This window comes from Paracoccus sp. pheM1 (genome assembly GCF_018499825.1).
GTDB classification, from domain to species: domain Bacteria; phylum Pseudomonadota; class Alphaproteobacteria; order Rhodobacterales; family Rhodobacteraceae; genus Paracoccus; species Paracoccus versutus.
On sequence record NZ_JAGXCX010000001.1, the window covers coordinates 2079502 to 2104583 of the forward strand.

Annotated in this window: 26 protein-coding genes; 12 read left to right on the top strand and 14 right to left on the bottom strand. The window is 69.1% G+C overall.

Annotated features, from left to right (window positions below):
• Nucleotides 1–365 precede the first annotated feature (365 nt).
• Nucleotides 366–2789: a heavy metal translocating P-type ATPase gene (locus tag KF941_RS10620; protein ID WP_214273301.1), complete on the top strand. Its 2424-nt coding sequence runs from the start codon at nucleotides 366–368 to the stop codon at nucleotides 2787–2789.
• Nucleotides 2786–3427: an arylesterase gene (locus tag KF941_RS10625; protein ID WP_072461059.1), complete on the top strand. Its 642-nt coding sequence runs from the start codon at nucleotides 2786–2788 to the stop codon at nucleotides 3425–3427. The genes KF941_RS10620 and KF941_RS10625 overlap by 4 nt, the downstream gene beginning before the upstream one ends.
• Here the strand turns inward: KF941_RS10625 and KF941_RS10630 are convergent.
• The 8 genes from KF941_RS10630 to KF941_RS10665 all read right to left on the bottom strand — a co-directional run bounded on the left by KF941_RS10630 (nucleotide 3424) and on the right by KF941_RS10665 (nucleotide 11001).
• On the bottom strand, nucleotides 3424–3870 hold the full coding sequence (locus KF941_RS10630; RefSeq protein ID WP_214273302.1) for a copper chaperone PCu(A)C: 447 nt from the start codon (nucleotides 3868–3870) through the stop codon (nucleotides 3424–3426). The two genes, KF941_RS10625 and KF941_RS10630, sit on opposite strands and share 4 nt — an antisense overlap.
• A gap of 121 nt (nucleotides 3871–3991) precedes the next feature.
• Nucleotides 3992–4591: a superoxide dismutase gene (locus tag KF941_RS10635; RefSeq protein ID WP_214273303.1), complete on the bottom strand. Its 600-nt coding sequence runs from the start codon at nucleotides 4589–4591 to the stop codon at nucleotides 3992–3994.
• A gap of 107 nt (nucleotides 4592–4698) precedes the next feature.
• Complete coding sequence (locus KF941_RS10640) at nucleotides 4699–5151, bottom strand: hypothetical protein (protein ID WP_036750353.1); 453 nt, start codon at nucleotides 5149–5151, stop codon at nucleotides 4699–4701.
• Nucleotides 5152–5209: 58 nt separating this feature from the next.
• The gene (locus KF941_RS10645) at nucleotides 5210–5728 is read right to left on the bottom strand and encodes a sarcosine oxidase subunit gamma family protein (RefSeq protein WP_214273304.1); all 519 of its coding nucleotides are present in this window, start codon (nucleotides 5726–5728) and stop codon (nucleotides 5210–5212) included.
• Nucleotides 5721–8654 carry a sarcosine oxidase subunit alpha family protein gene (locus tag KF941_RS10650; RefSeq protein ID WP_214273305.1) on the bottom strand — a complete coding sequence of 978 codons (2934 nt, stop codon included), beginning with the start codon at nucleotides 8652–8654 and terminating at the stop codon, nucleotides 5721–5723. Before KF941_RS10650 ends, KF941_RS10645 begins: the two co-directional genes overlap by 8 nt.
• Nucleotides 8651–9016, bottom strand: a complete 366-nt coding sequence (locus KF941_RS10655) for a sarcosine oxidase subunit delta (RefSeq protein ID WP_214273306.1) — start codon at nucleotides 9014–9016, stop codon at nucleotides 8651–8653. Before KF941_RS10655 ends, KF941_RS10650 begins: the two co-directional genes overlap by 4 nt.
• Nucleotides 9017–9317: 301 nt before the next feature.
• Nucleotides 9318–9572: a hypothetical protein gene (locus KF941_RS10660; RefSeq protein ID WP_036750368.1), complete on the bottom strand. Its 255-nt coding sequence runs from the start codon at nucleotides 9570–9572 to the stop codon at nucleotides 9318–9320.
• A 157-nt stretch (nucleotides 9573–9729) separates the two neighbouring features.
• Nucleotides 9730–11001: a sarcosine oxidase subunit beta family protein gene (locus KF941_RS10665; protein WP_036750370.1), complete on the bottom strand. Its 1272-nt coding sequence runs from the start codon at nucleotides 10999–11001 to the stop codon at nucleotides 9730–9732.
• A gap of 203 nt (nucleotides 11002–11204) precedes the next feature.
• On the opposite strand from KF941_RS10665, the gene ccmI reads away from it, so the two are divergent.
• The 3 genes from ccmI to KF941_RS10680 are packed head-to-tail and all read left to right on the top strand — an operon-like array spanning nucleotide 11205 to nucleotide 13104.
• Nucleotides 11205–12452 (top strand): c-type cytochrome biogenesis protein CcmI, encoded by a 1248-nt coding sequence (ccmI, locus tag KF941_RS10670; protein WP_214273307.1) that lies wholly within the window; start codon nucleotides 11205–11207, stop codon nucleotides 12450–12452.
• Complete coding sequence (gene ruvX / locus KF941_RS10675) at nucleotides 12449–12925, top strand: Holliday junction resolvase RuvX (RefSeq protein ID WP_036751867.1); 477 nt, start codon at nucleotides 12449–12451, stop codon at nucleotides 12923–12925. The genes ccmI and ruvX overlap by 4 nt, the downstream gene beginning before the upstream one ends.
• Nucleotides 12922–13104, top strand: coding sequence for a DUF1289 domain-containing protein (locus KF941_RS10680; RefSeq protein WP_214273308.1), 183 nt, complete (start codon nucleotides 12922–12924; stop codon nucleotides 13102–13104). The genes ruvX and KF941_RS10680 overlap by 4 nt, the downstream gene beginning before the upstream one ends.
• Here the strand turns inward: KF941_RS10680 and KF941_RS10685 are convergent.
• Genes KF941_RS10685 through KF941_RS10695 form a run of 3 tightly spaced genes read right to left on the bottom strand, consistent with a single transcriptional unit; the run spans nucleotide 13101 to nucleotide 15568 of the window.
• Complete coding sequence (locus KF941_RS10685) at nucleotides 13101–13448, bottom strand: hypothetical protein (protein ID WP_036751871.1); 348 nt, start codon at nucleotides 13446–13448, stop codon at nucleotides 13101–13103. The two genes, KF941_RS10680 and KF941_RS10685, sit on opposite strands and share 4 nt — an antisense overlap.
• Nucleotides 13445–14359 carry a DnaJ C-terminal domain-containing protein gene (locus KF941_RS10690; protein WP_072461067.1) on the bottom strand — a complete coding sequence of 305 codons (915 nt, stop codon included), beginning with the start codon at nucleotides 14357–14359 and terminating at the stop codon, nucleotides 13445–13447. Before KF941_RS10690 ends, KF941_RS10685 begins: the two co-directional genes overlap by 4 nt.
• A gap of 18 nt (nucleotides 14360–14377) precedes the next feature.
• Nucleotides 14378–15568 carry an ROK family transcriptional regulator gene (locus KF941_RS10695; protein WP_214273309.1) on the bottom strand — a complete coding sequence of 397 codons (1191 nt, stop codon included), beginning with the start codon at nucleotides 15566–15568 and terminating at the stop codon, nucleotides 14378–14380.
• A gap of 118 nt (nucleotides 15569–15686) precedes the next feature.
• Between KF941_RS10695 and KF941_RS10700 the strand changes: the two genes are divergently transcribed.
• The 4 genes from KF941_RS10700 to KF941_RS10715 all read left to right on the top strand — a co-directional run bounded on the left by KF941_RS10700 (nucleotide 15687) and on the right by KF941_RS10715 (nucleotide 19322).
• Complete coding sequence (locus KF941_RS10700; protein WP_036751878.1) at nucleotides 15687–16706, top strand: sugar ABC transporter substrate-binding protein; 1020 nt, start codon at nucleotides 15687–15689, stop codon at nucleotides 16704–16706.
• Nucleotides 16707–16796: 90 nt separating this feature from the next.
• Nucleotides 16797–17870, top strand: a complete 1074-nt coding sequence (locus KF941_RS10705; RefSeq protein WP_036751880.1) for an ABC transporter permease — start codon at nucleotides 16797–16799, stop codon at nucleotides 17868–17870.
• Nucleotides 17867–18661: an ATP-binding cassette domain-containing protein gene (locus KF941_RS10710; RefSeq protein ID WP_208021261.1), complete on the top strand. Its 795-nt coding sequence runs from the start codon at nucleotides 17867–17869 to the stop codon at nucleotides 18659–18661. Before KF941_RS10705 ends, KF941_RS10710 begins: the two co-directional genes overlap by 4 nt.
• Before the next feature lie 61 nt (nucleotides 18662–18722).
• The gene (locus KF941_RS10715; protein WP_214273310.1) at nucleotides 18723–19322 is read left to right on the top strand and encodes a nucleoside/nucleotide kinase family protein; all 600 of its coding nucleotides are present in this window, start codon (nucleotides 18723–18725) and stop codon (nucleotides 19320–19322) included.
• Here the strand turns inward: KF941_RS10715 and mog are convergent.
• Together mog and KF941_RS10725 are read right to left on the bottom strand one after the other, a co-directional pair.
• Nucleotides 19312–19845, bottom strand: coding sequence for a molybdopterin adenylyltransferase (gene mog, locus KF941_RS10720; RefSeq protein ID WP_240540281.1), 534 nt, complete (start codon nucleotides 19843–19845; stop codon nucleotides 19312–19314). The two genes, KF941_RS10715 and mog, sit on opposite strands and share 11 nt — an antisense overlap.
• A gap of 50 nt (nucleotides 19846–19895) precedes the next feature.
• Nucleotides 19896–21122: an argininosuccinate synthase gene (locus tag KF941_RS10725; RefSeq protein WP_036751889.1), complete on the bottom strand. Its 1227-nt coding sequence runs from the start codon at nucleotides 21120–21122 to the stop codon at nucleotides 19896–19898.
• Nucleotides 21123–21172: 50 nt separating this feature from the next.
• On the opposite strand from KF941_RS10725, the gene KF941_RS10730 reads away from it, so the two are divergent.
• Nucleotides 21173–22015, top strand: coding sequence for a hypothetical protein (locus KF941_RS10730; protein WP_214273312.1), 843 nt, complete (start codon nucleotides 21173–21175; stop codon nucleotides 22013–22015).
• A gap of 78 nt (nucleotides 22016–22093) precedes the next feature.
• Entirely contained in the window at nucleotides 22094–23332 is a 1239-nt protein-coding gene (gene ilvA / locus KF941_RS10735) for a threonine ammonia-lyase IlvA (protein ID WP_072461072.1), read from the top strand.
• A gap of 7 nt (nucleotides 23333–23339) precedes the next feature.
• Here ilvA and KF941_RS10740 read toward each other — a convergent pair whose 3' ends face one another.
• The gene (locus KF941_RS10740) at nucleotides 23340–23690 is read right to left on the bottom strand and encodes an Hpt domain-containing protein (RefSeq protein ID WP_036751896.1); all 351 of its coding nucleotides are present in this window, start codon (nucleotides 23688–23690) and stop codon (nucleotides 23340–23342) included.
• Nucleotides 23691–23809: 119 nt separating this feature from the next.
• Between KF941_RS10740 and KF941_RS10745 the strand changes: the two genes are divergently transcribed.
• Nucleotides 23810–25081, top strand: a complete 1272-nt coding sequence (locus KF941_RS10745) for a fused response regulator/phosphatase (protein WP_036751898.1) — start codon at nucleotides 23810–23812, stop codon at nucleotides 25079–25081.
• Nucleotide 25082: the final 1 nt, after the last annotated feature.

Sequence of the window (25082 nt, forward strand, 5' to 3'; positions counted from 1 at the left end):
ACTCAAAGCGCCGTGACGCGGTTGAAACGCGCGGCAAACGTGCCTAGCTTGCATCGGGAAAGGACCGCCCCGCCATGACCTGCGCGACCTGTGCCTCCATCCGCCGCCCGCCGCGCCGCGCGCCCACGCGCGCCCCGCATCTGTGCCGGGGCCGGGGCGGTCGCGGTTGCCGCTGCCATGTCGCGGCCCGTCCGCGCCTGGCCCGCCCCGTGCTGGCGGGCGACGGCCACCCGCTGCGCTGGCGCCCCGCGCCGGGCGAGGGGCCGCCCCGGCAGCCCGGCCTGAACCACGTGCCGCAACATCCGCAGGCCCCGCCCCATCCTGTCTGAATCGCGTCTTTTCCGCCATTCTGACAGGACAAAACGATGAAACATCACCCAAACGATGCCGAGCTGACCGTCTCGGGCATGAGCTGCGCCTCTTGCGTGACCCGCGTCGAAAAGGCGCTGGCCGCCGTGCCGGGCGTCGAGGAGCCGCGGGTCAACCTGGCCACCGGCCGGGCGCATTTCCGCCTGGCTGCGCCGGAGGCCCTGCCCCGCGCCGTCGAGGCGCTGGCAAGCGCCGGCTACCCGGCCGAGCCGCTTGAAACCCGCCTGAGCATCGAGGGCATGAGCTGCGCCTCTTGCGTGGGCCGGGTCGAAAAGGCGCTGGCCGCGCTGCCCGGCGTGGATTCGGCGCAGGTGAACCTGGCCACCGCCAGCGCCACCATCCGCCATTCCCCCGCCGTCGCGCCGCAGGCGCTGGCCGATACCGTGACCGCCAAGGGCTATCCGGCGCAGGTGCAGGCCGAGGCCGGCCATCACATGCACGACCATGGCGGCGACGCGGCGGCGCTGAAGCGCAACTTCCTGATCGCCCTTGCGCTGACCCTGCCGGTCTTTGTCGCCGAGATGGGCGGCCATGCCTTCCCGGCCTTCCACCATTGGCTGCACATGGCGCTTGGCCAGCGCACGCTGTGGGTGCTGGAGTTCCTGCTGACCACGGCGGTCCTGGCCGGGCCGGGGCGGATGTTCTTCCGCATCGGCTTTCCGGCGCTGATGCGCCGCGCGCCCGAGATGAACAGCCTGGTCGCGCTTGGCGCCTCGGCGGCCTGGCTCTATTCGACGGTGGCGACCTTTGCGCCGGGCGTGCTGCCGCCGGATTCGGTGCATGTCTATTTCGAGGCCGCCGCCGTCATCGTGACGCTGATCCTGCTGGGCCGCTGGCTCGAGGCGCGCGCCAAGGGCCAGGCCGGCGACGCCATCCGCCGGCTGATCGAACTTGCGCCCGACAGCGCCCATGTGGAACGCGGCGGCCAGATCGTGGAAGTCCCGGTGGCCGAGCTGCGCCCCGGCGACATCGTGCATCTGCGCCCCGGCGAGCGGGTGGCGGTGGACGGCGTGCTGACCGAGGGCAGCGGCGCGGTGGACGAATCCATGCTGACGGGCGAGCCGGTGCCGGTCGCCAAGCAGCCCGGCGATCCCGTGACCGGCGGCACGGTGAACGGCAATGCGGCGCTGGCCTATCGCGTGACCGCGACCGGCGGCGACACGGTGCTCGCCCGCATCATCCGCATGGTCGAGGACGCGCAGGCCACCAAGCTGCCGGTGCAGGCACTGGTCGACCGCATCACCGCGGTCTTCGTGCCGCTGGTGATGGGGCTGGCGCTGCTGACCTTCGTGCTGTGGATGATCTTCACCGGCGCGCTGGGACAGGCACTGGTTGCGGCGATCTCGGTCCTGATCATCGCCTGCCCCTGCGCCATGGGGCTGGCGGTGCCGGTCTCGATCATGGTCGGCACCGGGCGCGGGGCCGAGCTGGGCGTGCTGTTCCGGCGCGGCGACGCGCTGCAAAGGCTGGCCGAGGCGCGCATCGTCGGCTTCGACAAGACCGGCACGCTGACCCAGGGCGCCCCCGCCCTGACCGCCATCGAGGCCGAGGACATCGGCCCCCTGGACGCCCTGCGCCTTGCCGCCGCGGCCGAGTCGCGTTCCGAGCATCCGCTGGCCGCCGCCATCGTCGGCGCCGCGCGGGACAAGGGGCTGGACCTGCCCCCGGCCGAGGCGGTCGCGGCCAATGCCGGGCGCGGGCTTTCGGCGCGGGTCGAGGGGCGCGCGCTGCTGATCGGCAATGCCGCCGCGCTGGCCGAGGCGGGCATTCCCGCCGCCCCCGCCCTGATCGCCGCAGCCGAGGGCTGGGCGGCGAATGGCGCGACCCCGGTGCATCTGGCCGTGGACGGCCGGCACGCCGCCGCCATGGCGCTGGCCGATCCGATCCGCCCCGAGGCGGCCCAGACCGTGGCCGAGCTGCACGCGCTCGGCCTGCAAACCGAGATGATCTCGGGCGACGTGCAGGCCACGGCCGAGGCGGTGGGCCGCAAGCTGGGCATCGACCGCGTGACTGCGGGCGTGCTGCCCGAGGGCAAGCTGGCCGCCATCCGCGAGATGGGGCCGGGCACGGTCTTTGTCGGCGACGGCATCAACGACGCCCCGGCGCTGGCCGCGGCCGAAACCGGCATCGCCATCGGCACCGGCACCGACGTCGCCATCGAATCGGCCGAGGTGGTGCTGGTCGGCGGCGATCCGATGGGCGTGGCGCGGGCCATCCGCCTGTCACGCAGCGTCATGCGCAATATCCGGCAGAATCTGTTCTGGGCCTTCGGTTACAATGTGGCCCTGATTCCCGTGGCCATGGGGGCGCTGGTGCCCTTTGGCGGGCCGCAGATGTCACCCATGCTGGGGGCCGGGGCGATGGCGCTGTCCTCGGTCTTCGTGGTCAGTAACGCGTTGCGATTGAGGCGTGCCGCATGAAGCTGAAAGCCCTTGTCCTGATCCTGGCCCTTGCGGCCGCACCGATGGCGGCGGCGACGCCGCTGCGCATCCTGGCCTTCGGCGACAGCCTGACCGAGGGCTACGGCCTGCCGCGCAAGCACGGGCTGGTGCCGCAATTGCAGGACTGGCTAAGGGCGCGCGGCCATGACGTTCTGGTGCTGAACGGCGGGCTTTCGGGCGACACCACCGCCGGCGGGCGGGTGCGGATCGGCTATTCGCTGGCCCGCCACAAGCCCGACGCGGTGATCGTCGAGCTGGGCGGCAACGACCTGCTGATGGGCTTTTCCCCCGCCATGGTCGAGGACAACCTGGATTCGATCCTGGGCCAGGCCGGCAAGACCGGCCGGCCGCTGCTGCTGGTCGGCATCGCCTCGCCCGACCATGACGAGCCGCTGAGCCGCGACTGGGCCGGGATCTGGCCGCGCATGGCCGCGCAGCACGACGCGCTGCTGATGGAGAACCTGTATCAGCCGCTTTTCGACCTGCCGGACGAAGGCTACAGGACCATGCTGCAAGCCGACGGGCTGCATGCCTCGGCCGAAGGCGTCGGGCTGATCGTGCAATCGCTGGGCCCCAAGGTCGAGGCGCTGATCGAAAAGGCCGAAGGCCGGCGCTAATGCCCCGCAGCGGGGGCCGGCATGCGCCCGTTATCCACCGGCAGGCGGGTTTCGACCCTGCCGCAGGGGCCGAAATCCAGCGTCAGCGCCAGCTGGTCGCCATCCGCAAGCGGTTGCTTCAACCCCATCAGCATCACATGATCGCCACCCCGCGCCAGCGCGTGCCACTCGCCGGCGGGAATGCGGATCGGATCCGCCTTGACCATCCGCATCACGCCGCCCTCGTCGCGATGGGTATGCAATTCGACCCGCTCGGCCGCGTCCGAGGCGACCGAGGAAAGCGTGCAGGCCTCGGTGCCGCGATTCTCGATCACCATGAAGGCGGCGCCGGAGCGCGGATTGGCGGCGCGGGCATAGCCGTCGCGGACGACCAGCGCCGCATCCTGGGCCGGCGCGGCAAGGGGGATCAGGGCCAGGCAAAGGGCGGGCAGCAGCGGTTTCATCTCGTCTCCTTGCGCATCGGGCAAAGCCTGGCGCCGGATGCGCCCCGCCGCAACCCGATTCCGCCCGCCATGGAAAAGGCCCGCCGAACGGGGCGGGCCTTGATGCGGCGTCTTGCCGGGGTCAGAGGCGCGAGGCCACGTTTTCCCAGTTCACCAGCTTGTCGAGGAAGTTTTCCAGGTATTTCGGCCGCGCGTTGCGGAAGTCGATGTAATAGCTGTGTTCCCACACGTCGCAGCCCAGCAGCGCGGTCTGGCCGAAGCAGAGCGGGTTCACCCCGTTCTCGGTCTTCGTGACCTTGAGGCTGCCGTCCTTGTCCTTGACCAGCCAGGCCCAGCCCGAGCCGAACTGGCCGACGCCGGCCTCGGCGAATTTCTTCTTGAACTCGTCCACCGAACCGAAGGCTTCGGCCAGGGCCTTTTCCAGCTCGCCCGGAATGGCGCCGGGGTTCGGACCCATCATTTCCCAGAACTGGGCATGGTTCCAATGCTGGCTGGCGTTGTTGAAGATGCCGTTCTGCGCCACGGCCCCCGACTGGTAGGTGCCCTTGACGATGTCCTCGAGGCTCTTGCCTTCCCATTCGGTGCCGGCGATCAGCTCGTTCAGCTTGTCGACATAGGCCTTGTGGTGCTTGTCGTGGTGGTATTCCAGCGTCTCCTTGGACATGCCGCCAGCGGCCAGCGCGTCGTGAGCATAGGGAAGATCGGGAAGCGTGAAGGCCATTTTCGATTTCCTTTCCAACGGTTTCGGATTGTGTTCTGGCACAGGAGCCAGTCGGGGAAAAGCCCTGTCGGCCGCTAAACGCCTTCAAGGCGGCGCGGGTTCCTGCCCTATCCCCCGCCGGGCGAGCCGCAGGCCCCGGTCCCGGTCATGACATTGTCATAGCCAAGCGCCGTCGCCGTCACCCGCGCGCTGCCATCGGCCTTTTGCACCGTCAGCCGGTAGTCCAGCCGCTCGGTCCGCTGCCCCGAGGCATTGCGCACCCCGGCCAGCGCCCAGCCATAGGTGCGGCTGGTGCGGTCGTCGGCGGTGATCCTGGCCTCGATCGGCTGGCCGAGGATGCGTTGCAGGATCGGGTCGAAAACCTCGATCCGGCCCTGGCGCGGGCCGGAGGTCTGGCGGGTCATCATGATGAACTCGGGCACCCAGCCGGTGCCGCTGTGGTCGATGATCTGGCACATCATCACCACCGGCGGCTCTTGCCCCCAGTCCTGCGCCATGGCGGCGGGAACCGGCAAAATCAGGCCGGCCAGAAGAATGGGCAGAGGCAGGGCGGGGCGCATGGAATCAACCGGGTGGCTTTCACCCCATCCATACGCCGCCCGGCCGCGGCTACAAGTCCTAGCGCGGGCTAAGCTGCGTGCCCGGCGCCGCCGCGCCGGTCAGGATGCCGCGCAGATAGTCGGTGACCGAGCGGAAGCCGATCAGCACATAGCCGCCCGGCTCGCGCCAGATGCCGCAGGCGACCTGGGCCGCGCGGGTGCGGCGCAGCCCGTCCGCGGGCATGGCCGCCAGGTCGGTCGGGCACAGCTTCATCAGCACGTCCAGCGCGCGGGCGCCCTGGATGCGGAACACCGCGCGCATGTCGCTGACATCCAGCGCCAGCGCGTGCTCGGTCGCAAGCGCGTCCTGCAACGCGGCCAGCGCCTCGGCCGTCTCGGCCCGCGGCAGGATCAGCAGCAGCTCGTCCGGCGACATCCAGCCAAGCGAACGGCTGCCGTCGGTGGTGATGCGGCCCTGTTCGGGCAGCGCGACCCCTGCCGCCCCGGCGATGGCATCGCCCGCCCGCGCCAGGTCGGCGCGGATCTGGATCATGCCCCAGTCCTGCACCTGAGAGATCTTCGCCAGTGCCTCAGCCATTCGCCCGGCTCCCTTCCTTGTCATAGAAGACCGGATCGACGATCCGCGCCTTGTAGCTTTCCTGACCCGCGACGGGGAATTCCAGCACCTCGCCCATGCGGTCCGGCCCCTGCCGCACCAGGCCCATGGCGATGGGCCGGTCGAGCGTCGGCGACATGTAGGTCGAGGTCACGCGGCCCTGGGTGTTGCGCTGCCCGTTCGGGTTCACCCCGTCGGCCACCGCATAGACCCCGTCGGGCAGCACCCGCCCGTCCACGCTTTCCAGGCCCACCAGCTTCCAGCGGCCGGGATCGGTCATGAAGCTGCGCTCTTGCGCGCGCTTGCCGATATAATCGGTCTTTTTCTTGCTGATCGCCCAGGACATGCCCAGATCCTGCGGGATCACCGTGCCGTCGGTTTCGTCGCCGATCATGATGAAGCCCTTTTCGGCGCGCATGACGTGCATGGCCTCGGTGCCGTAGGGGGTGATGTTCAGGTCGCGCCCGGCCTCATGCAGCTTTTCCCAAAGCTCCAGGCCGCGGTTCGCGGGCACCGCCACCTCGAAGGAAAGCTCGCCCGAGAAGCTGATGCGATAGACCCGCGCCGGGATGCCGGCGATCTCGCCCTCGATCCAGCCCATGAAGGGCAGCGCCTCGGGCGACAGGTCGATCTGGCCGCCCAGCCGTTCCAGCAGCACGCGGGCCTTGGGACCGACCACGGCGACCTGCGCCCATTGCTCGGTGACGTTGGCGGTATAGACCTTCCAGTCCCACCATTCGCATTGCAGCCAGTCCTCGAAATGACCGTGCATGCGGTCGGCGCCGCCGGTGGTGGTGTGGACCAGCCAGGTGTCCTCGCTGAGCCGCGCGGCCACGCCGTCGTCGATGAGGAAGCCGTTCTCGTTGCAGATCAGGCCATAGCGGCACTTGCCGACCGGCAGGGTGGACATCATGCCGGTATACATCATGTCGAGGAACTTGCCCGCATCCGGCCCCTTGACGATGATCTTGCCCAGGGTCGAGGCGTCGAGCGTGCCGACCGAGGCGCGCACCGCGCGGATCTCGCGCGCCACCGCGTCGCCATGGCTTTCGCCGCCCTTGGGGTAGCAATAGGGGCGGCGCCAATGGCCCACCGGCTCGAAGAAGGCGCCCTGCGCCTCGTGCCAGCCATGCATCGGCGTCTTGCGCAAGGGCTGGAAGATCTCGCCCCGCGCCTCGCCGGCGATGGTGCCCAGCGTCAGCGGCGTATAGGGCGGGCGGAAGGTCGTCGTGCCCGTGGCCGGGATCGGCTGGTTCAGCGCATTGGACAGCACGGCCAAGCCGTTGATGTTGCTGACCTTGCCCTGGTCGGTCGCCATGCCCAGCGTGGTATAGCGCTTGGTATGCTCGACGCTGTGATAGCCTTCCTGCGCGGCCAGTTCGACATCCGAGACCTTCACGTCGTTCTGGAAGTCGAGCCACATCTTGAACTTCATCTTGCGCGTGGCGTGGGCCGGCATGACCCAGACCGGCATGGTCGCCGCCTCGGCCTGCGCCCCGGTCAACTCCGAGACCAGCAGGTCGCCTGCCGCCGCCCCCACGCAACTGGCCATCGCCTTGCCGTCGGCCCCGGTCGGGGGGCGGTTCGGATCGGGCGCGAACATCGACTGCGCGTCGGACCAGTTCAGCTTGCCGCCGCAATGGCTCCACAGGTGGACCACCGGCGACCAGCCGCCGGACATGGCGACGCAATCGGCATCCACGGTCTCGGTCACTTGGCCCGAACCGGAATGGGCGCAGATCTTGACCGCCTCGACCGCCTGGCCGCCCTTGATGCCGGCAACGGCGCTGCCGGTCAGGACGCGCACGCCGCGGGCGCGGACCGCCGCGGGCAGCGCGCCCTCGGCCGTGCTGCGCGCGTCGATCACCACGGCGACTTCCAGCCCCGCATCCAGCGCCACCAGCGCGGTGCGATAGGCATCGTCGTTATTGGTGACGACGACGATCCGGCGGCCCGGCGCCACGCCGTAATTGTCGATGTAATCCCGCACGGCCGAGGCCAGGATCACGCCCGGCACATCGTTGCCGGCAAAGCTCAGCGGCCGCTCCAGCGCGCCGGTGGCGACGATCACATGGCCCGCGCGGAGGCGCCACAGGCGCTGGCGCGGAATGCCGGCGTTCGGGTCGTGGTCGGCCAGCGATTCCCGCACCAGCAGATAACCATGGTCGTAAAGCCCGGTCGCCTGGGTCGAGCGGCGCAGGGTGACATTGGCCATCCCCCGCAGCTCGGCCAGCAGCGCCTCGACGCGGGCCTGGCCCTCGGCATGGTCGGTGGGGGTGCGGCCGCCGAAATGCGGCGTCTGCTCGACCAGCCAGACCGATTTGCCCTCGCGGCCCGCGTCGCGGGCGGCGGTCAGCCCGGCGATGCCGCCGCCGACGACCACCACGTCCACATGGGCATAGGCCTGTTCGTACTTGTCCGGGTCGGCCTCGGTCGGCGCCTTGCCCAGGCCGGCCGAGCGGCGGATGATCGGCTCGAACACATGCTTCCAGAACGGGCGCGGATGCATGAAGGTCTTGTAATAGAAGCCCGCCGGGAAAAAGCGATACATCCAGTTGTTGATCGCGCCGATGTCGGCGTTCAGGCTGGGCCAGCAGTTCTGGCTGGTGGTGGCCATGCCGCCGACCAGCGGCGTGGTGGTGGCGCGCTGGTTCGGCTCGAACCGGCCGCCCTGGCCAAGGCCCAGCAGCGCGTTCGGCTCTTCCGCGCCCGAGGCGATCGGGCCGCGCGGGCGGTGATACTTGAAGCTGCGGCCCATCATCAGCTGGCCGTTCGCCAGCAGGGCGGACGCCAGCGTGTCGCCCGCGACCCCGCGCATCTGGCGGCCGTCGAAGCGGAAGGGCAGTTGATAGGCGCGGTCGATCAGGCGGCCGCCGCGCGGCAGGCGGAAGGGTCCGGTCTGGGTCATGCGTTCAGGCTTTCGGCGGGGGTTTCGGCGGTGGCGGGCGTCCAGTCGGGCTGCCAATCCGGGCGGGCGGCCTGGACTGCGGCGACGATCTCGGGCGTGGGATGCGGGGTCTGGGCGCTGTAGGTGCCAAAGACCTGCAGCGTGGCGGTGTCACGCGCCGCCATGAACCACTTGCCGCAGCCATAGGCATGGCGCCAGCGCTCGAAATGCACGCCCTTGGGGTTCTTGCGGGCGAACAGATAGGCCTCGAACTCGGCATCGGACGAGCCGGGGCCGAAGCGCTTCAGATGCGCCTCGCCGCCGGGCTGCAGCTCGGTTTCCTCGGCCGCGACGCCGCAATAGGGACAGGTCAGGGTCAGCATGGATCACTCCTTGGGCGGCAGGACGCGCAGGCGGGCCGGCGCCCAGGGGGTCGGCCGGGCGCGCATGGCGGCAATGGAAAGCGAAAGGTCGATGAAGGGCGCGCAGCCGGCAATGCCCGGCGCGGCGGCGCGGGCTTTGCGGCTTGCAGAGAGGGGGCGCGGGTGCGCCGCGCTTGGGCGCAGCAGGCCATCGCCGGGGCAGCCCGCGCGGCCGCCGAACACGGCATGGCCAGAAGCCGAGGGGCAAATCGCCCCCCGGCCCTGGAGAGAGAGGGCGCCCGAAGGCGCCGAAAGGGGCGCCTTAGTTGGCCGGAGCCGGGGTGGCAGGCTCGGCCGGGGCGGGAGCAGCGGGATCGGCCGGAGCAGCATCGGCCGGCGGCTCGACCGAGACGGCGCCGTCATCGACCGGTGCGGGTTCGGACGAGACGGCCGGTGCGGTCGGCGGCTCGGTCGCGGTTGGCTCGGTGCCTGAAGACACGAACCAGTAAATGACGACCAGCACGACGACGACGACGCCGACGATGAGCCAGAGGTTGCTCTTGTTCTGTTCGGCCATGAAGAAAACTCCTTGGTCATGGTGACGTAATCCAACAATTCACCAGACGAGGAACAGTTTCCCAACCCTTGCGAAAAATTTTCCGCCGCAACCGGCACTTGGGCAAAAATCGGCCCAAAAACCGCATGCGCCGGCAGGATCATGCCCGCGCTGCGCATCAATGCGCCACCCCCGCGGCGACGCTTTCGTCGATGAAGCGGCCCTGGACGAAGCGGTTCAGCCCGAAATCGGCGGCCAGCGGGCCCGGCTGGCCCTTGGCCACCAGTTCCGCCATGGCCCAGCCCGAGCCGGGGATGGCCTTGAAGCCGCCGGTGCCCCAGCCGCAGTTGACGAAGATGTTGCCGACCGGCGTGGCCGACAGGATGGGCGAGCGGTCGCCGGTCATGTCGACGATCCCGCCCCATTGCCGCAGCATCTTGAGCCGCGACAGCATCGGGAAGGTCTCGATCAGCGCGCGGACGGTTTCCTCGACATGGTGCCAGGAGCCGCGCTGGGTGTAGTTGTTGAAGCCGTCGGTGCCGCCGCCGATCACCATCTCGCCCTTGTCGGATTGCGACAGGTAGCCGTGGACGGTGTTGGCCATGATGACCAGGTCGCAGCAGGGCTTGATCGGCTCGCTCACCAGCGCCTGCAGCGCCAGCGATTCGATGGGCAGGCGGAAGCCCGCCATCTCGGCCAGGACCGAGCTGTGGCCGGCGGCGATCAGCGCCAGCTTGTCGCATTCGATCCGGCCCTTGCCGGTGTTCACCGCCCTGACCTGGCCGTTTTCGGTCTCGATGCCGGTCACTTCGCAGTTCTGGATGATATGCATGCCCATGGCCGAGCAGGCGCGGGCATAGCCCCAGGCCACGGCGTCGTGGCGGGCGGTGCCGCCGCGTTCCTGGTAAAGCCCGCCCAGGACCGGATAGCGCGGCCCCTCGATATTGATGATCGGCAGCATGTCCTTGATGCGCTTGGGGCTGACCCATTCGGTCGCCACGCCCTGCAGCTGGTTGGCATAGACGGTGCGCTTGTAGCCGCGCACCTCATGCTCGGTCTGCGCCAGCATCAGAAGGCCGCGCGGGCTGAACATGATGTTGTAGTTCAGATCCTGCGACAGGTTTTCATAAAGCTTCAGCGCCTTGTCATAGATCGCCGCCGACGGGTCTTGCAGGTAGTTCGACCGGATGATGGTGGTGTTGCGGCCGGTGTTGCCGCCGCCCAGCCAGCCCTTTTCGATCACCGCGACATCGGTGATGCCGAAATTCTTGCCCAGGTAATAGGCGGTGGCCAGGCCGTGGCCGCCGGCGCCGACGATGACGACCTGGTATTTCTTCCTGGGCTCGGGGCTGGCCCAGGCGCGTTTCCAGCCGGTATGCAGCCGCATCGCCTCTTTCGCGATGGCAAAGACCGAATAGCGGCCGGTGCTGGAACTTGCAGATGCGGGCATGGGGGAACCTCTTGCGACTCGATCCATGCAGAGTGAAGCGAGGGCGGTTTTCGGGCAAGCCGCGTTGCGACGGGGCGATTGTCGAATTGCGTCAGGGGTCGGCGCAGATGTCCCGCGGTCCAGTTCGCGATTTGTCGCAGGGCTTTGACTTTCTCGGCCAGCGGAAAACCGCTATCACCGGACCAGCCAAAGAGAGGAAGCCGATGTTCTGGATCATCTGCGCCGCGCTGGCGGGGGTGGTGGCCGTGGCCATCGCCGCGCCGCTTCTGCGCCGGCAGGGCGAGGCGGCCGAGCCCGCCGCCGCCTATGACCTGCGAATCTATCGCGACCAGCTGCGCGAGGTCGAGCGCGATCTGGAGCGCGGCGTGATCGACGCGGCGGATGCCGAGCGGCTGCGGGTCGAGATCGGGCGCAAGGTGCTGGCCGCCGACCGCGCGCTGGAACGCGCCGGAACCACCCGGCGCAGCGCCGGCGGCTGGGCGGCGCTGGCGTTGCTGGCCGTGCTGCTGGGCGGGGCCTTCCTGACCTACCAGCGCCTGGGCCAGCCCGACCGGCCCGACGCCCCCATCGCGCAGCGCATCGCCCAGGCGCAGGAGCTTTACGACACCCGCCCCAGCCAGGCCGAGGCCGAGGCGCAGGCCCCCCGCCCCGCCCGCCCCGAGCCCGATGCCGACTATGTCGCCTTGATCGAGCGGCTGCGCGAGGCGGTCATGAAGAACCCCAACGACCCGCGCGGGCTGGAGCTTCTGGCCGAGCACGAGGAGCGGCTGGGCAACCTCGTCGCCGCCAAGGATGCGCAGCGCCGGCTGGTTGCCCTGCGCGGCGACAAGGCCAGCGCCGAGGATCTGGCGCGGCTGGCCGGGCTGACGATCGAGGCGGCGGGCGGCATCATCACCCGCGAGGCCGAGGATACCGTGGCCCAAGCCCTGGCGCGCGATGCCCGCAATCCGCAGGCGCGCTTCATGGCCGGGCTGCTGCACCTGCAGAACGGCCGGCCCGACCAGGCGTTTCCGGTCTGGGCCCGGCTGCTGGCCGAAGGCCCCGAGGACGCGCCCTGGATCGCGCCGATCCGCGGCTCGATCCAGGATCTGGCCTGGTTTGCCGGCCACCCGGACTATACCCCGCCGGAACCCGCCGCCTCGGGCACGCCGGGCATGCCCAGCCTGCCCGCGATGCCCGGCCCGGATGCCGACACCATGGCCGCGGCCGAGGAAATGACCGCCGAAGAGCGCCAGCAGATGGTCGAGGGCATGGTCAAGGGGCTGGAGACCCGACTGGCGACCCAGGGCGGCACGCCCGAGGAATGGGCGCGGCTGATCTCGTCCCTGCCGGTGATCGGGCAAAAGGACCATGCCGGCGACATCCTGGGCGAGGCGCGCAAGCAGTTCGCCGGCGATGCCGCGGCGCTGGAGGTGATCGAGGCGGCGGCAAAACAGGCCGGGCTGGAATGATCTGCGAGAACGTCGAGAGCTTCGCCGCAGCCCTGCCCCGCACCGGCGCCGTCGCCGGGCTGGACCTGGGCACCAAGACCATCGGCGTCGCGGTCAGCGACGGGCTGCGCAGCGTCGCCTCGCCGCTGACGGTGATCCGGCGCACGAAGTTCACCGTCGATGCGCAGGCGCTGCTGCAGATCGCCGCCGACCGGGCGCTGGTCGGGCTGGTGCTGGGCCTGCCGCGCAACATGGACGGCAGCGAGGGGCCGCGGGCGCAATCGACCCGCGCCTTTGCCCGCAACCTGGAACGGCTGACACCGCTGCCGATCACCTTCTGGGACGAGCGGCTGTCGACCGTCGCCGCCGAACGCGCGCTGCTCGAGGGCGACACCTCGCGCAAGCGCCGCGCCGAGGTCATCGACCAGGTCGCGGCCGGCTATATCCTGCAAGGCGCGCTGGATCGGCTGCGCTTCCTGGGGGCCGGCGGATGAAGCCCTCGACGCCTTGCGTCAACATCTGCCGGATCGAGCCGGCAAGCCGGCTTTGCACCGGCTGCCTGCGCAGCATCGACGAGATCGCCGGCTGGGGCCGCATGACCGAGGCCGAGCGGCTGGCGATCATGGCCGAGCTGCCCTCCCGCGCCCTGCCCGCCTGCGGCAGGGCGGACTAGCGCGTCACCACCCGCACCTCGCGGATCGCGGCCTTGAGCCGCACCCGCGTCTCGACCGGCTCGCGCGCCACCGCGTCCAGGATCGCCCGCATGTCGCCCCTGAGCCCGTGCAACTGGTCGACCAGCGACAGCACCAGGGCCAGCGCCTCTTCGTCCAGGTGATAGCCCTCGGCCAGGTCGACGACCAGGCTCAGCCGCGCCAGGTCGATGTCGCGAAACAGCGGACCCTGTTCGGATTGCACCGGCACGACCACGCCGGCGCGGATATAGCGCTCCAGCTGCTCGGGCGTCAGGTCGCTGATCGCCTCCAGCGTCTCGGCCAGGGTATGATGGGGCTGGGTCATTTTCCCCTCCTCGGATCATAGGCATGGTTCTGGCGCCACTCTTCGATGAAGCGGGCCAATTCGTCGTCGACCCTGGGCGGCATCACGATCTTCAGCACGACATGCTGGTCGCCGCGCCGCCCGTCCGCGCCCCTGATGCCGCGGCCCTTCAGCCGCAGCTTCTGGCCGGAGCTGGCGCCGCGCGGGACGGTCAGCATCACCGGGCCGTCGATGGTCTGCGCCTCGACCTTGCCGCCCAGCACGGCCTCGTCGATGGTGATGGGCAGCGTGGTCTCGACGTCGTTGCCGTCGCGCTTCCAGTCGGGATCCTCGGCCACGATCAGCGTGAGCAGCGCGTCGCCCGGCTCGCCATTGCCCATGCCGGGACCGCCCTTGCCGCGCAGGCGGATGACCTGGCCGTCATGCGCGCCCTCGGGGATCTTGACCTCCAGCACGCTGCCGTCGGGCATGGTGATCCGGGTCGAACCGCCGCGGGCCGCGGTCATGAAGTCGATCTCCAGGGTGAAACGCTGGTCGGGGCCGCGCATGTCGAAGCTGCGCGCCCCGCCGCGCCGGCCGCCGCCGCCGCCGGCACGGCCGCCGAACAGGTCCGAGAACACGTCCGACAGATCGTCGAACCCATGCGGCTGGCGATAGGGGTTGTCGCCCGATTCGGCATATTCGCGATAGTAATGCCGCTGCGGCTGCTCCTGCCCCTGGGCGTCGATCTCGCCGCGGTCGAAGCGGGCGCGCTGCTCGGGGTCTTTCAGCAGGTCATAGGCGGAAGAGGCGGCCTTGAAGCGTTCATGCGCGGCAGGATCGGGATTGAGGTCCGGGTGGTCGGTCTTGGCGATCCGGCGATAGGCCCGCTTGATGTCGTCCTGGCTGGCGTTCTTGCCCAGCCCCAGCGCCTTGTATGGATCGTCGGCCATGGCCGCGGCTTCCTTTCTTCACCTGTCGTCACGGGAACGCGCAGGCGCACCCTGGGTTTCATGCCCGTTCCGGCCCGGCCGCGGGGCCGAGAAACTGCCGCCCGGCAAGAAGCCCGCCCCCAGCGGCAGCGCGGCCGCCCCCAGCGTGCGGGCCCGGCGGCCCAGGGTTCCGGCGCGCACCTCGGGCAGGGTGACGCCGTGGTGGCGCATCCCGACCAGGCTGGCCGCGGTCGCCTGCACCAGCCCGGCCCGCAGCGCGGCCGGCATGGCGCCGTCGATCACCACCAGCGGCAGGTCCAGCACCGCCACCGCCCCCAGAGCCGCATGGGACAGCACCCGCGCCGATTCGTCCAGCCATTCCCGGACGATACCGGCCGGCAGATCCCAGGCCGCATCGTCCAGCGGCAGGTCGCCCCCCAGGGCCGATTCCAGCACGGAAATCGAGGCCACGTCCAGCACCTGCCGCCCCCCCGGCACCGGATAGGAGCCCATCGCCCCCGCGTTGCGCGACGGCCCCAGCCGCAGCCGCCCGTCCAGCACCACGCCGCCGCCGGCGAAATGCGCGACATAGAAATACAGGAAATCCTGCGGCAATTCCTGGGTGCCGAACATCATCTCGGCCCCGCAGGCGCAGGAGCCATCATTCTCCAGCCAGACCGGCAGGTCCAGCGCCTGCGCCAGTTCGGCGCGCAGGTCGCGGCCGCGCCAGGGGGCCATCTCCTCGGCCCAGTCCCACAGGTAGAAGGGGCTGGCGATGCCCATGCCCGAAAGCCGCGCGCGCTGCGCTTGGGTCAATTCGGCCAGGATCTCGGCCGCGCCGGCGACGGCGAAGTCGCGAATCGCGTCGGGCTGCGGATAGGCATGGGGCAGCACCCGGATCTGCCGGATGCCCCCGGCGAAATCGACCAGCACCAGCTCGGCCACCCGGCGCCCGACCTTGAGGCCCAGAAACAGCGCCCCCTCCGGCGCCAGGGCCAGCGGCAGTAGCGGCTGGCCGACCTTGCCGCGCCGCCGCTCGCCCCCCGCATCCAGCAGGCCCGCGGCGATCAGCTCGCGCGTGATGTTGGTGACGGCCTGCGCAGACAGGCCCGTGGCCTGGGCCAGCGCGGCGCGCGGCATCGGTCCGTTGCGGCGAATCAGCCACAGGATCAGCCGCTCGTTCTGGCTGCGGACCCCCTGCGGCGTCGCCGCCGGATTGGTGTTCGGCATGGTCGCTTCCTCCCTCCCCTATTAAATCAACGAAATTGATTTATTGACAAGCCCCCGTTTCTTCGGCAGCCTTTTACAGGAGGCGGCGGTCAGACCCGCCCAGAGGAGGAAGGACATCATGACCAAGACCAAACTGCTGCGCGCGGCGCTGGCGGGCACGGCCCTGACCCTGATCGCCGGCATGGCGCAGGCCGACAGCGCCTGCCTGATCACCAAGACCGACACCAACCCCTTCTTCGTGAAGATGAAGGAAGGCGCGCAGGCCAAGGCCGCCGAGCTGGGGCTTGAGCTGAAATCCTATGCCGGCCGCATCGACGGCGACCACGAAAGCCAGGTCTCGGCGGTCGAGGCCTGCATCGCGGACGGCGCCAAGGGCATCCTGATCACCGCCTCGGACACCAAGGCCATCGTCGATTCCCTCCAGGCGGCGCGCGATGCCGGGCTGCTGGTCATCGCGCTGGACACGCCGCTGGACCCGGTCGATGCGGCGGACGCGACCTTCGCCACCGACAATTTCAAGGCCGGCGAGCTGATCGGCCAATGGGCCAAGGCCACCATGGGCGATGCGGCGGCCGAGGCCAAGATCGCACTTCTGGACCTGGCGATCTCGCAGCCCTCGGTCGACGTGCTGCGCGACCAGGGCTTCCTGCAGGGCTTCGGCATCGAGCTGGGCGACCCCGAGAAATGGGGCGACGAGACCGACCCGCGCATCGTCGGCCACGAAGTCACCTCGGGCAACGAGGAAGGCGGGCTGAAGGCGATGGAGACGCTGCTGGCCAAGGATCCCGACATCAACCTGGTCTATACCATCAACGAACCGGCCGCCGCCGGCGCCTATGAGGCGCTGAAGGCCGTCGGGCGCGAAGGCGACGTGCTGATCGTCTCGGTCGATGGCGGCTGTCCCGGCGTGCAGAACGTCAAGGACGGCGTGATCGGCGCCACCTCGCAGCAATATCCGCTGGACATGGCGTCGCAGGGCATCGAGGCCATCGCCGCCTTCGCCAAGGACGGCACCAAGCCCGTGCCGACCGAGGGCAAGGATTTCACCGATACCGGCGTGCAACTGGTGACCGACAAGCCGGCCGAGGGCATCGAATCCATCGACTCGGCCCGCGGCGCCGAGCTTTGCTGGGGCTGAGCCTCGACTGAACCGCAGGGCGGGGGAAACCTCGCCCTGACCACAGGCAGCGGCGCCCTGCACGGCGTCTTGCAAGGGGGGAGACCGTCCATGTCATCCGACACCAAGACGGCCGCCGGCTACGAGGAGGGCCTGCAAGGCGCCTCGGACAAGGTTGCCGAGTTCCACGAACAGAAAACCGCCCTGAAGCGCCTGCAGCACTGGCTGCACATGACGCCCTCGGCCGTGCCGATGATCGTGCTGGTCGCGGCGATCATCGTCTTTGGCCTGCTGTCGCCGAACTTCTTCAAGGCAGTGACGCTGTCCACCATCCTGCAGCAGATCGCCATCGTCGGCATCCTGGGCTGCGCGCAGTCGCTGGTGGTGCTGACCGCCGGGATCGACCTGTCGGTCGGCGCCATCGCGGTGTTTTCCTCGGTGCTGATGGGGCAGTTCACATTCCGCTATGGCATCCCGGCGCCGGTCGCGATCGCGCTGGGGCTGGCGGCGGGCACCGCCATGGGCTTTGCCAACGGCTGGCTGGTCGCCCGCATCAAGCTGCCGCCCTTCATCGTGACGCTGGGCACCTGGCAGATCATCCTGGCGGCGAACTACATCTATTCCGCGAACGAGACCATCCGCTCGTCGGCCATCGCCGCCGAGGCGCCGGCGCTGCAATTCTGGGGCTATTCCATCCAGCCCGGCGGGGTGAAGATCCTTTACGCGGTGTTCCTGATGGTCGCGCTGGTCGCCATCCTGGCCTACGTCCTGCGCCATACCGCCTGGGGCCGGCATGTCTATGCGGTGGGCGACGACCCGGATGCGGCGGAACTGGCCGGCGTGCGCACCCGGCGGGTGCTGATCCAGGTCTATGCGCTGGCCGGGTTCTTCTGCGCCATCGCGGGCTGGGTGATGATCGGCCGCTTCGGTTCGGTCTCGCCCTCGGCCTCGACCGGGCAGCTGGGCAATATCCAGTCCATCACCGCGGTGGTGATCGGGGGGATCAGCCTCTTCGGCGGCCGCGGATCCATCGTCGGCATGTTCTTCGGCGCGCTGATCGTCGGCGTGTTCGAGATGGGGCTGAAGATGGTCGGCACCGATCCGCAATGGACCTTCTTCCTCATCGGCCTGCTCATCATCCTCGCCGTGGCGGTGGATCAATGGATCAGAAAGGCATCGGCATGAACGCGAACATTTCCGGGGAACCGCTTCTGAAAGCCCGCGGGCTGGTGAAACGCTACGGCAAGGTCACCGCGCTGGACCATTGCGACTTCGACCTGATGCCGGGCGAGATCCTGGCCGTCATCGGCGACAACGGCGCGGGCAAGTCCTCGCTGATCAAGGCGCTGTCGGGCGCGGTCCAGCCCGACGAGGGCGAGATCACGCTGGAGGGCAAGCCGGTGCGCTTTGCCAGCCCGCTGGATGCGCGCGGCTATGGCATCGAATGCGTCTACCAGACGCTGGCCATGTCGCCGGCCCTGTCCATCGCCGACAACATGTTCATGGGGCGCGAGCTGCGCAAGCCCGGCATCATGGGCAAGTGGCTGCGCAAGCTGGACCGGCCGGCGATGGAGAAATTCGCCCGCGAGAAGCTGACCGAGCTGGGGCTGATGACGATCCAGAACATCAACCAGGCGGTCGAGACGCTGTCGGGCGGCCAGCGCCAGGGCGTGGCGGTGGCGCGCGCCGCCGCCTTCGGCTCCAAGGTGGTGATCCTGGACGAGCCGACGGCAGCGCTTGGCGTCAAGGAAAGCCGGCGCGTGCTGGAGCTGATCCGCGACGTGCGCTCGCGCGGGATCCCGATCATCCTGATCTCGCACAACATGCCGCATGTCTTCGAGGTGGCGGACCGCATCCATATCCACCGGCTGGGCCGGCGGCTTTGCGTGATCCGGCCGGACGACTATTCCATGTCGGACGCGGTGGCCTTCATGACCGGGGCGAAGGTGCCGGACGAGGTGGCGACGGCGGCCTGAACGGCGCGGCTGCGGGGGGCTTTGCCCCCCGTCCTTCGGACTCCCCCCAGGATATTTTTGCATGGAAGAAATACTGGACCTTGTGGCAAGGCTGGGCCCTGGCCGGCGGATCGTGGCCATCCTGGGTGCGCCCGGATCGGGGAAATCGACCCTGGCCGCGCAGCTGGTGGCCGGGCTGGACGATGCGGTTCTGGTGCCGATGGACGGGTTCCACCTGGACAACCGGCTGCTGGAGGCGGGCGGGCTGCGCGGATGCAAGGGCGCGCCCGAGACCTTTGACGCGGCGGGTTTCGTCGCGCTGGTGCGGCGACTGAAGGCGGGGGGCGAGGTGGTCCATCCGGTCTTCGACCGCGGCCTGGACCTGGCCATCGCCGGCGCCGGCCGCGTCGAGGCGGGGCATCGGCTGGTGGTGGTCGAGGGCAACTACCTGCTGCTGGACCGCGCGCCCTGGCGCGAACTGGCCGGGCTTTGGGATCTGTCGGTCATGCTGGACGTGCCGATCGAGGAGCTGCGCCGGCGCCTGACCGCGCGCTGGCAGGGGCTGGGGCGTTCGCCCGCCGAGGTGATGGCGCATCTGGAGAACGACCTTGGCAATGCCGAACTGGTGCTGCGCGAATCGCTGCCCGCCGATCTGCGGGTCCGGCCCGAGCCTATTTCTTAGGCCGGAACGCCTTGATGCGGCCGGGGTCGGTTTCGATCCAGGCCGCGCCGATCAGGTCGAGGCAATAGGGCACCGCCGCGAAAACCGCGTCGAGGCAGGTGGCGATGGCCGAGGGCTTGCCCGGCAGGGTGATCATGAGCGAGGCGCCGCGGATGCCCGCGGTCTGGCGCGACAGGATGGCGGTCGGCACCTCGCGCAGGCTGGCGCGGCGCATTTCCTCGCCAAAGCCGGGCAATTCCTTTTCGATCACGTCGGCCATGGCCTCGGGCGTCTGGTCGCGCGGCGCGGGGCCAGTGCCGCCGGTGATCAGGATCAGGTCGGCGCCCTGGTCGTCGGCCAGGTCGCGCAGGCATTCGGCGACGATCTCGCGCCCGTCGGGGATGATGCGGCGCGTGATGTCCATGGGCGAGGTGATGGTGGCGCGCAGCCAGTCCTCGGCCCCCGGACCGCCCTTGTCCTCGTATTCGCCGCTGGCGGCGCGATCCGAGACGGTGACGATGGCGATATGGGCGGGACGGGACATGGCGGGCCTCATGAAAAAGGCCGCGGGGGGCTGCCCGCGGCCGGTGGGTCTTACTTGAACCTGGCGTTGCGGTTCGCCACCAGCTTCAGCCGCAGCGCATTGAGCCGGATGAAGCCCGCCGCGTCCTTCTGGTCATAGGCGCCGGCATCGTCCTCGAAGGTGACGTGCTTTTCGCTGTAGAGCGAATGGTCCGACCAGCGGCCGACCGTGTGGACGCTGCCCTTGTAGAGCTTCAGCCGCACGGTGCCGGTCACATGTTCCTGGCTCTTGTCGATCAGCGCCTGCAGCATCTCGCGCTCGGGGCTGAACCAGAAGCCGTTGTAGATCAGTTCGGCATAGCGCGGCATGATCGAATCCTTGAGATGGCCGGCGCCGCTGTCCAGCGTGATCTGTTCGATGCCGCGATGCGCCTCGAGCAGGATGGTGCCGCCGGGGGTCTCGTAGATGCCGCGCGACTTCATGCCGACGAAGCGGTTTTCCACGAAGTCGAGCCGGCCGATGCCGTGCCTGCGGCCGTATTCGTTCAGCGCGGTCAGGATGGTGGCGGGCGACAGCGCCTCGCCGTTGATCGAGACCGCGTCGCCCCGCTCGAAGCCGATCTCGATGTATTCGGGCTGGTCGGGCGCGTCCTCGGGGCTGACGGTGCGCTGGTAGACGTAGTCGGGCGCTTCCTCGGCGGGGTTTTCCAGCGCCTTGCCCTCGCTGCTGGTGTGCAGCAGGTTGGCATCGACCGAGAAGGGCGCCTCGCCGCGCTTGTCCCTGGCGATCGGGATCTGGTGTTCTTCGGCGAATTCGATCAGCCGGGTGCGCGAGGTCAGATCCCATTCCCGCCAGGGCGCGATCACCTTGATCGAGGGGTCGAGCGCATAGGCCGACAGTTCGAACCGGACCTGGTCGTTACCCTTGCCGGTGGCGCCATGGGCCACGGCATCGGCACCGTGGCGATGCGCGATTTCCACCAGGTGCTTGGAGATCAGCGGGCGGGCGATCGAGGTGCCCAGCAGGTAAAGCCCCTCGTAGACCGCATTGGCGCGGAACATCGGGAAGACGAAATCGCGCACGAATTCCTCGCGCACGTCGACGATATGGATGTTTTCCGGCTTGATGCCCAGCAGTTCGGCCTTCTGGCGCGCCGGCTCCAGCTCCTCGCCCTGGCCCAGGTCGGCGGTGAAGGTGATGACCTCGCAGCCATATTCGGTCTGCAGCCATTTCAGGATGATCGAGGTGTCGAGCCCGCCCGAATAGGCAAGGACGACTTTCTTCGGCGCGTCGGACATGCGATATGGCCCCCGTTTTTTGAGTTGATGTTGCAATAGGATGTTTTCCGATGACCGACAAGAGCGGGGCGCGGCCCAACCGCAGGCAGGGCTTTTCCGGCAAACCGGGGGGATTTCGGCACGGGGCCCGGAGCAGGGTCATCCTGTGCCGGCGCAGGCTGCGGCGGGCGCGCGATGCCTTCATGGACCAGGCGGGCGCGCTGCTGCGGCGCGTCTTTCGCGATTGCTGGTGGCTCAGCGCGATCATCGCCGCGGTCCTTTTCCTGCCGCCGCTGCTGGTCGAGCCGCTGCCCGCCTGGCATGATCCCGTCGCCCTTGCCGTGCTGACGCTGGCCTTCGGCATCGCGGTGCTGGGCTGGGCCATCGCGATCATGGGCAGCCTGCAGCGCTGGCCCGGTTTCAGGCTGGGGCTGACCATCGCCATTCCGCTTGGCATGGCCATGCTTGCCCGGCTGGGCGCGCGCGACATCCTGGCGCACAGTTTCGGGGTTTCGCCCGACGCCTTTCCGATGAGCCTGGACGTGCTGACCGCGGTCATGAGCCTTTGGCTGACCTTCGCCGGGGTCGGGGCGCTGCTCATGCTGCTGCTGTTCGGGCTGTTTACCTTGCAAATGCTGACGGGGGGCGGCGGCGCAGCCCTGCGGTCGATGGCCTTTGTCTTGCCGCTCAGCGCGATGATCGCGATGCCGCTGGCATCATCGCTGGCGATCATGCCCGACCTGCCCGGCACCGTCCGCGCGCTGGATGGGCAGGAAAGCTACCGATGCGCGTTCCCTTCCATGCCGTCCCGGCCCCTTGCCGTCACCTTCCTTTCCGATACGCAGGTGCTTGCCTGGATGCCCGATACCGCGCAGCCCGTCGTCCTGCCCTGCGAGATGGACGCCGCCCGCTAGCCAGGGCGGGCGGGCATCGCCCAGGGCGGCAAGCCATCCCCACTTGCCAACCGCCGCTTTTCGCGCCATTCGCCGGTCATGGAAAACTTTGCCGCCTCTGTCCGCCAGGCCGGGATCGCGCTGCGCGACCTTTTCGAGCCGACGCCCTTGCAGAAGAACGACCACCTTTCGGCGAAATACGGTGCCGAGATCTGGCTGAAACGCGAAGACCTGACGCCGGTGCGCAGCTACAAGCTGCGCGGCGCCTTCAACGCCATGCGCAAGATCGGCGCCGGGCCGCAGGGGCATTTCGTCTGCGCCAGCGCCGGCAACCACGCGCAGGGCATGGCCTATGCCTGCCGCCATTTCGGCACCCGCGGCACGATCTTCATGCCCGTCACCACGCCCCGGCAAAAGATCGACAAGACCCGCATCTTCGGCAATGGCGCCATCGAGATCGTGCTGACCGGGGATTATTTCGACCAGACGCTGGCCGCGGCACAGGATTTCGCCCGCGCGCAGGGCGCCACCTTCCTGTCGCCCTTCGACGACCCGGACATCATCGAGGGGCAGGCCACGGTGGGGCTGGAACTGCTCGAGCAGCTGGGCGGGGCGCCGGATGTCGTCGTCCTGCCGGTCGGCGGCGGCGGGCTGGCCGCCGGCGTCACCCGGCTGCTGGCCGAACTGGGCCCCGGCACCCGCGCCGAATTCGCCGAGCCGGAGGGCGGCGCCAGCCTGCGCGAGGCGCTGCTGGCCGGCGCCCCCGTGACCCTGCCCGCCGTGGACAATTTCGTCGATGGCGCCGCCGTGGCGCGGATCGGCGACCTGCCCTTTGCCGCGCTTGCCGGTTTCGACGCCGAGCGCGTCCATACCGCGCCCGAGGATCGCATCTGCGCCACCATGCTCGAGATGCTGAACATCGAGGGCATCGTGCTGGAACCGGCCGGGGCGCTGGCGGTGGACGTGCTGCGCGACATCCCGGATCTCGCCGGCAAGCGGGTGGTCTGCATCTGCTCGGGCGGGAATTTCGACTTCGAACGCCTGCCCGAGGTCAAGGAACGCGCCCAGCGTTTCTCGGGGCTCAAGCGCTATTTCATCCTGCGCATGCCGCAGCGGCCCGGCGCGCTGCGCGACTTCCTGCAGCTGCTTGGCCCCGAGGACGATATCGCCCGCTTCGAATACCTGAAGAAATCGGCGCGCAACTTCGGCTCGGTCCTGATCGGCATCGAGACCACCGCGCCGGAAAACCTCGCCCGGCTGTGCGAAAGGCTGGAGGCGGCGGGGATCGGCTATCGCGACATCACCCGCGACCCGGTGCTGGCGGAATTCCTGATCTGACCGGCGCTCAGGCAAGGCGCGCCCGCCTGTCGGGGCGCAGCGCCGCGTCCAGTTGCCGCATCAGCGCCTGTTTCGACGCGGAATAGCTGGCCAGAAGCGATTCGACATCGACCTCGGCCGCCCGGCCGCCGGCCGCCTTGCGTTCGCCCGCGTCACAAAGATTGCCGAAATCGGTAAAGCCCAGGTTCCAGGCACATCCCTTCAGGAAATGCAGGTCGGTTTCCAGCTGCAGCACGTCCCGGCGCGACAGGCGCATGATGACGCCTTCCACCTCGTCCAGAAACAGCTCCAGGATCAGCTGGAATTCGTCATCGCCGACCTCCCCGCGCAGTTCGTTGATACGGTTCCAATCCAGCATGGACAACCCTCGGAAGAATCACCCGGCCTTCATAACAGCAATTTCATCTATGACGTGTTAATCGCGAAAATTGTCTGGATTAACGGAACATTCAGACCCCGTGGTCTAGACCCTGGCGCATGATGATCCTCGATCCCCAGGCCGCGACGACGATACCGCACAGCATGCGGCTGGTGCTGCTTGTCGACGACAGCCGGGCGCAAAGGCGGACCCTGGCGGTGCAGCTCATCCGCGCCGGCTACCAGGTGGTCGAGGCGGCCAGCGGCGACGAGGCGATGCGCATCTGCCTGGAACGGCGGCCGGACATCGTGATCTCGGACTGGATGATGCCGGGGCAAAGCGGGCTGGAATTCTGCCGCCGCTTCCGCGAGATGCAGTCGGACCGCTATGGCTATTTCATCCTGCTGACCTCGCGCAACGACAAGAAGGACATCGCCCAGGGGCTGCGCGCCGGCGCCGACGAATTCCTGACCAAGCCGGTCTCGGGCGCCGAACTGCTGGCGCGGCTTTCCGCCAGCGAACGCATTCTGCGCATGGAGGAAAGCCTGCGCAGCGCCAATGCCCAGCTCAGCGCCACCCTGGCCCAGCTGCGCGAAACCCAGGCCGCGATCGACCGCGACCTGCGCGAGGCACAGCGCCTTCAGCAGGGGCTGGTGCGGGAACGCCATGGCCGCTACGGCGATTTCGACCTCTCGCTGCTGATGCGCCCGGCCGGCCATATCGGCGGCGACCTGGTCGGCTTCTTCCCGATCAACGCCCGCCGCATCGGGCTGTTCGCGCTGGACGTGGCGGGCCATGGCGTGGCCTCGGCGCTGCTTTGCGCCCGGCTGGCGGCGCTGCTTTCGGGCGGAACGGACCAGAACATCGCGCTGCGCATCACCGATCTGGGCCTTTACGACGCCCGCCCCCCGGCCGAAGTCCTGCGCCACCTGAACACGCTGATGATCGAGGAATTGCGCATCGAATCCTATTTCACCATGGTCTATGCCGACCTGGACTTCCTGACCGGCCAACTGCGGCTGGTGCAGGCGGGCCACCCCCATCCGGTGCTGCAACACGCCGACGGCCGCATCGAGCGGATCGGCGGCGGCGGCCTGCCCGTGGGGGTCTTTCCCGATGCCGCATATGACGAGGTGCAACTGGCGCTCGGCCCCGGCGACAGGCTGTTCATCAGCTCGGACGGGCTGACCGAAAGCGAGAACGCGCGCGGCGAACCCCTGGGCGAGGAGGGACTGAACGCCATCCTGCGCACCAATGCGACGCTGCGCGGCGATGCGCTGCTGGAATCGATCTGCTGGTCGGCGGCGCATTACGCCGGCGGCCGGCGCAGCGACGACATCTCGGCCGTGCTGGTCGAGCGGCAGAGGAACGGCGACCACCCATGGGGCTGAG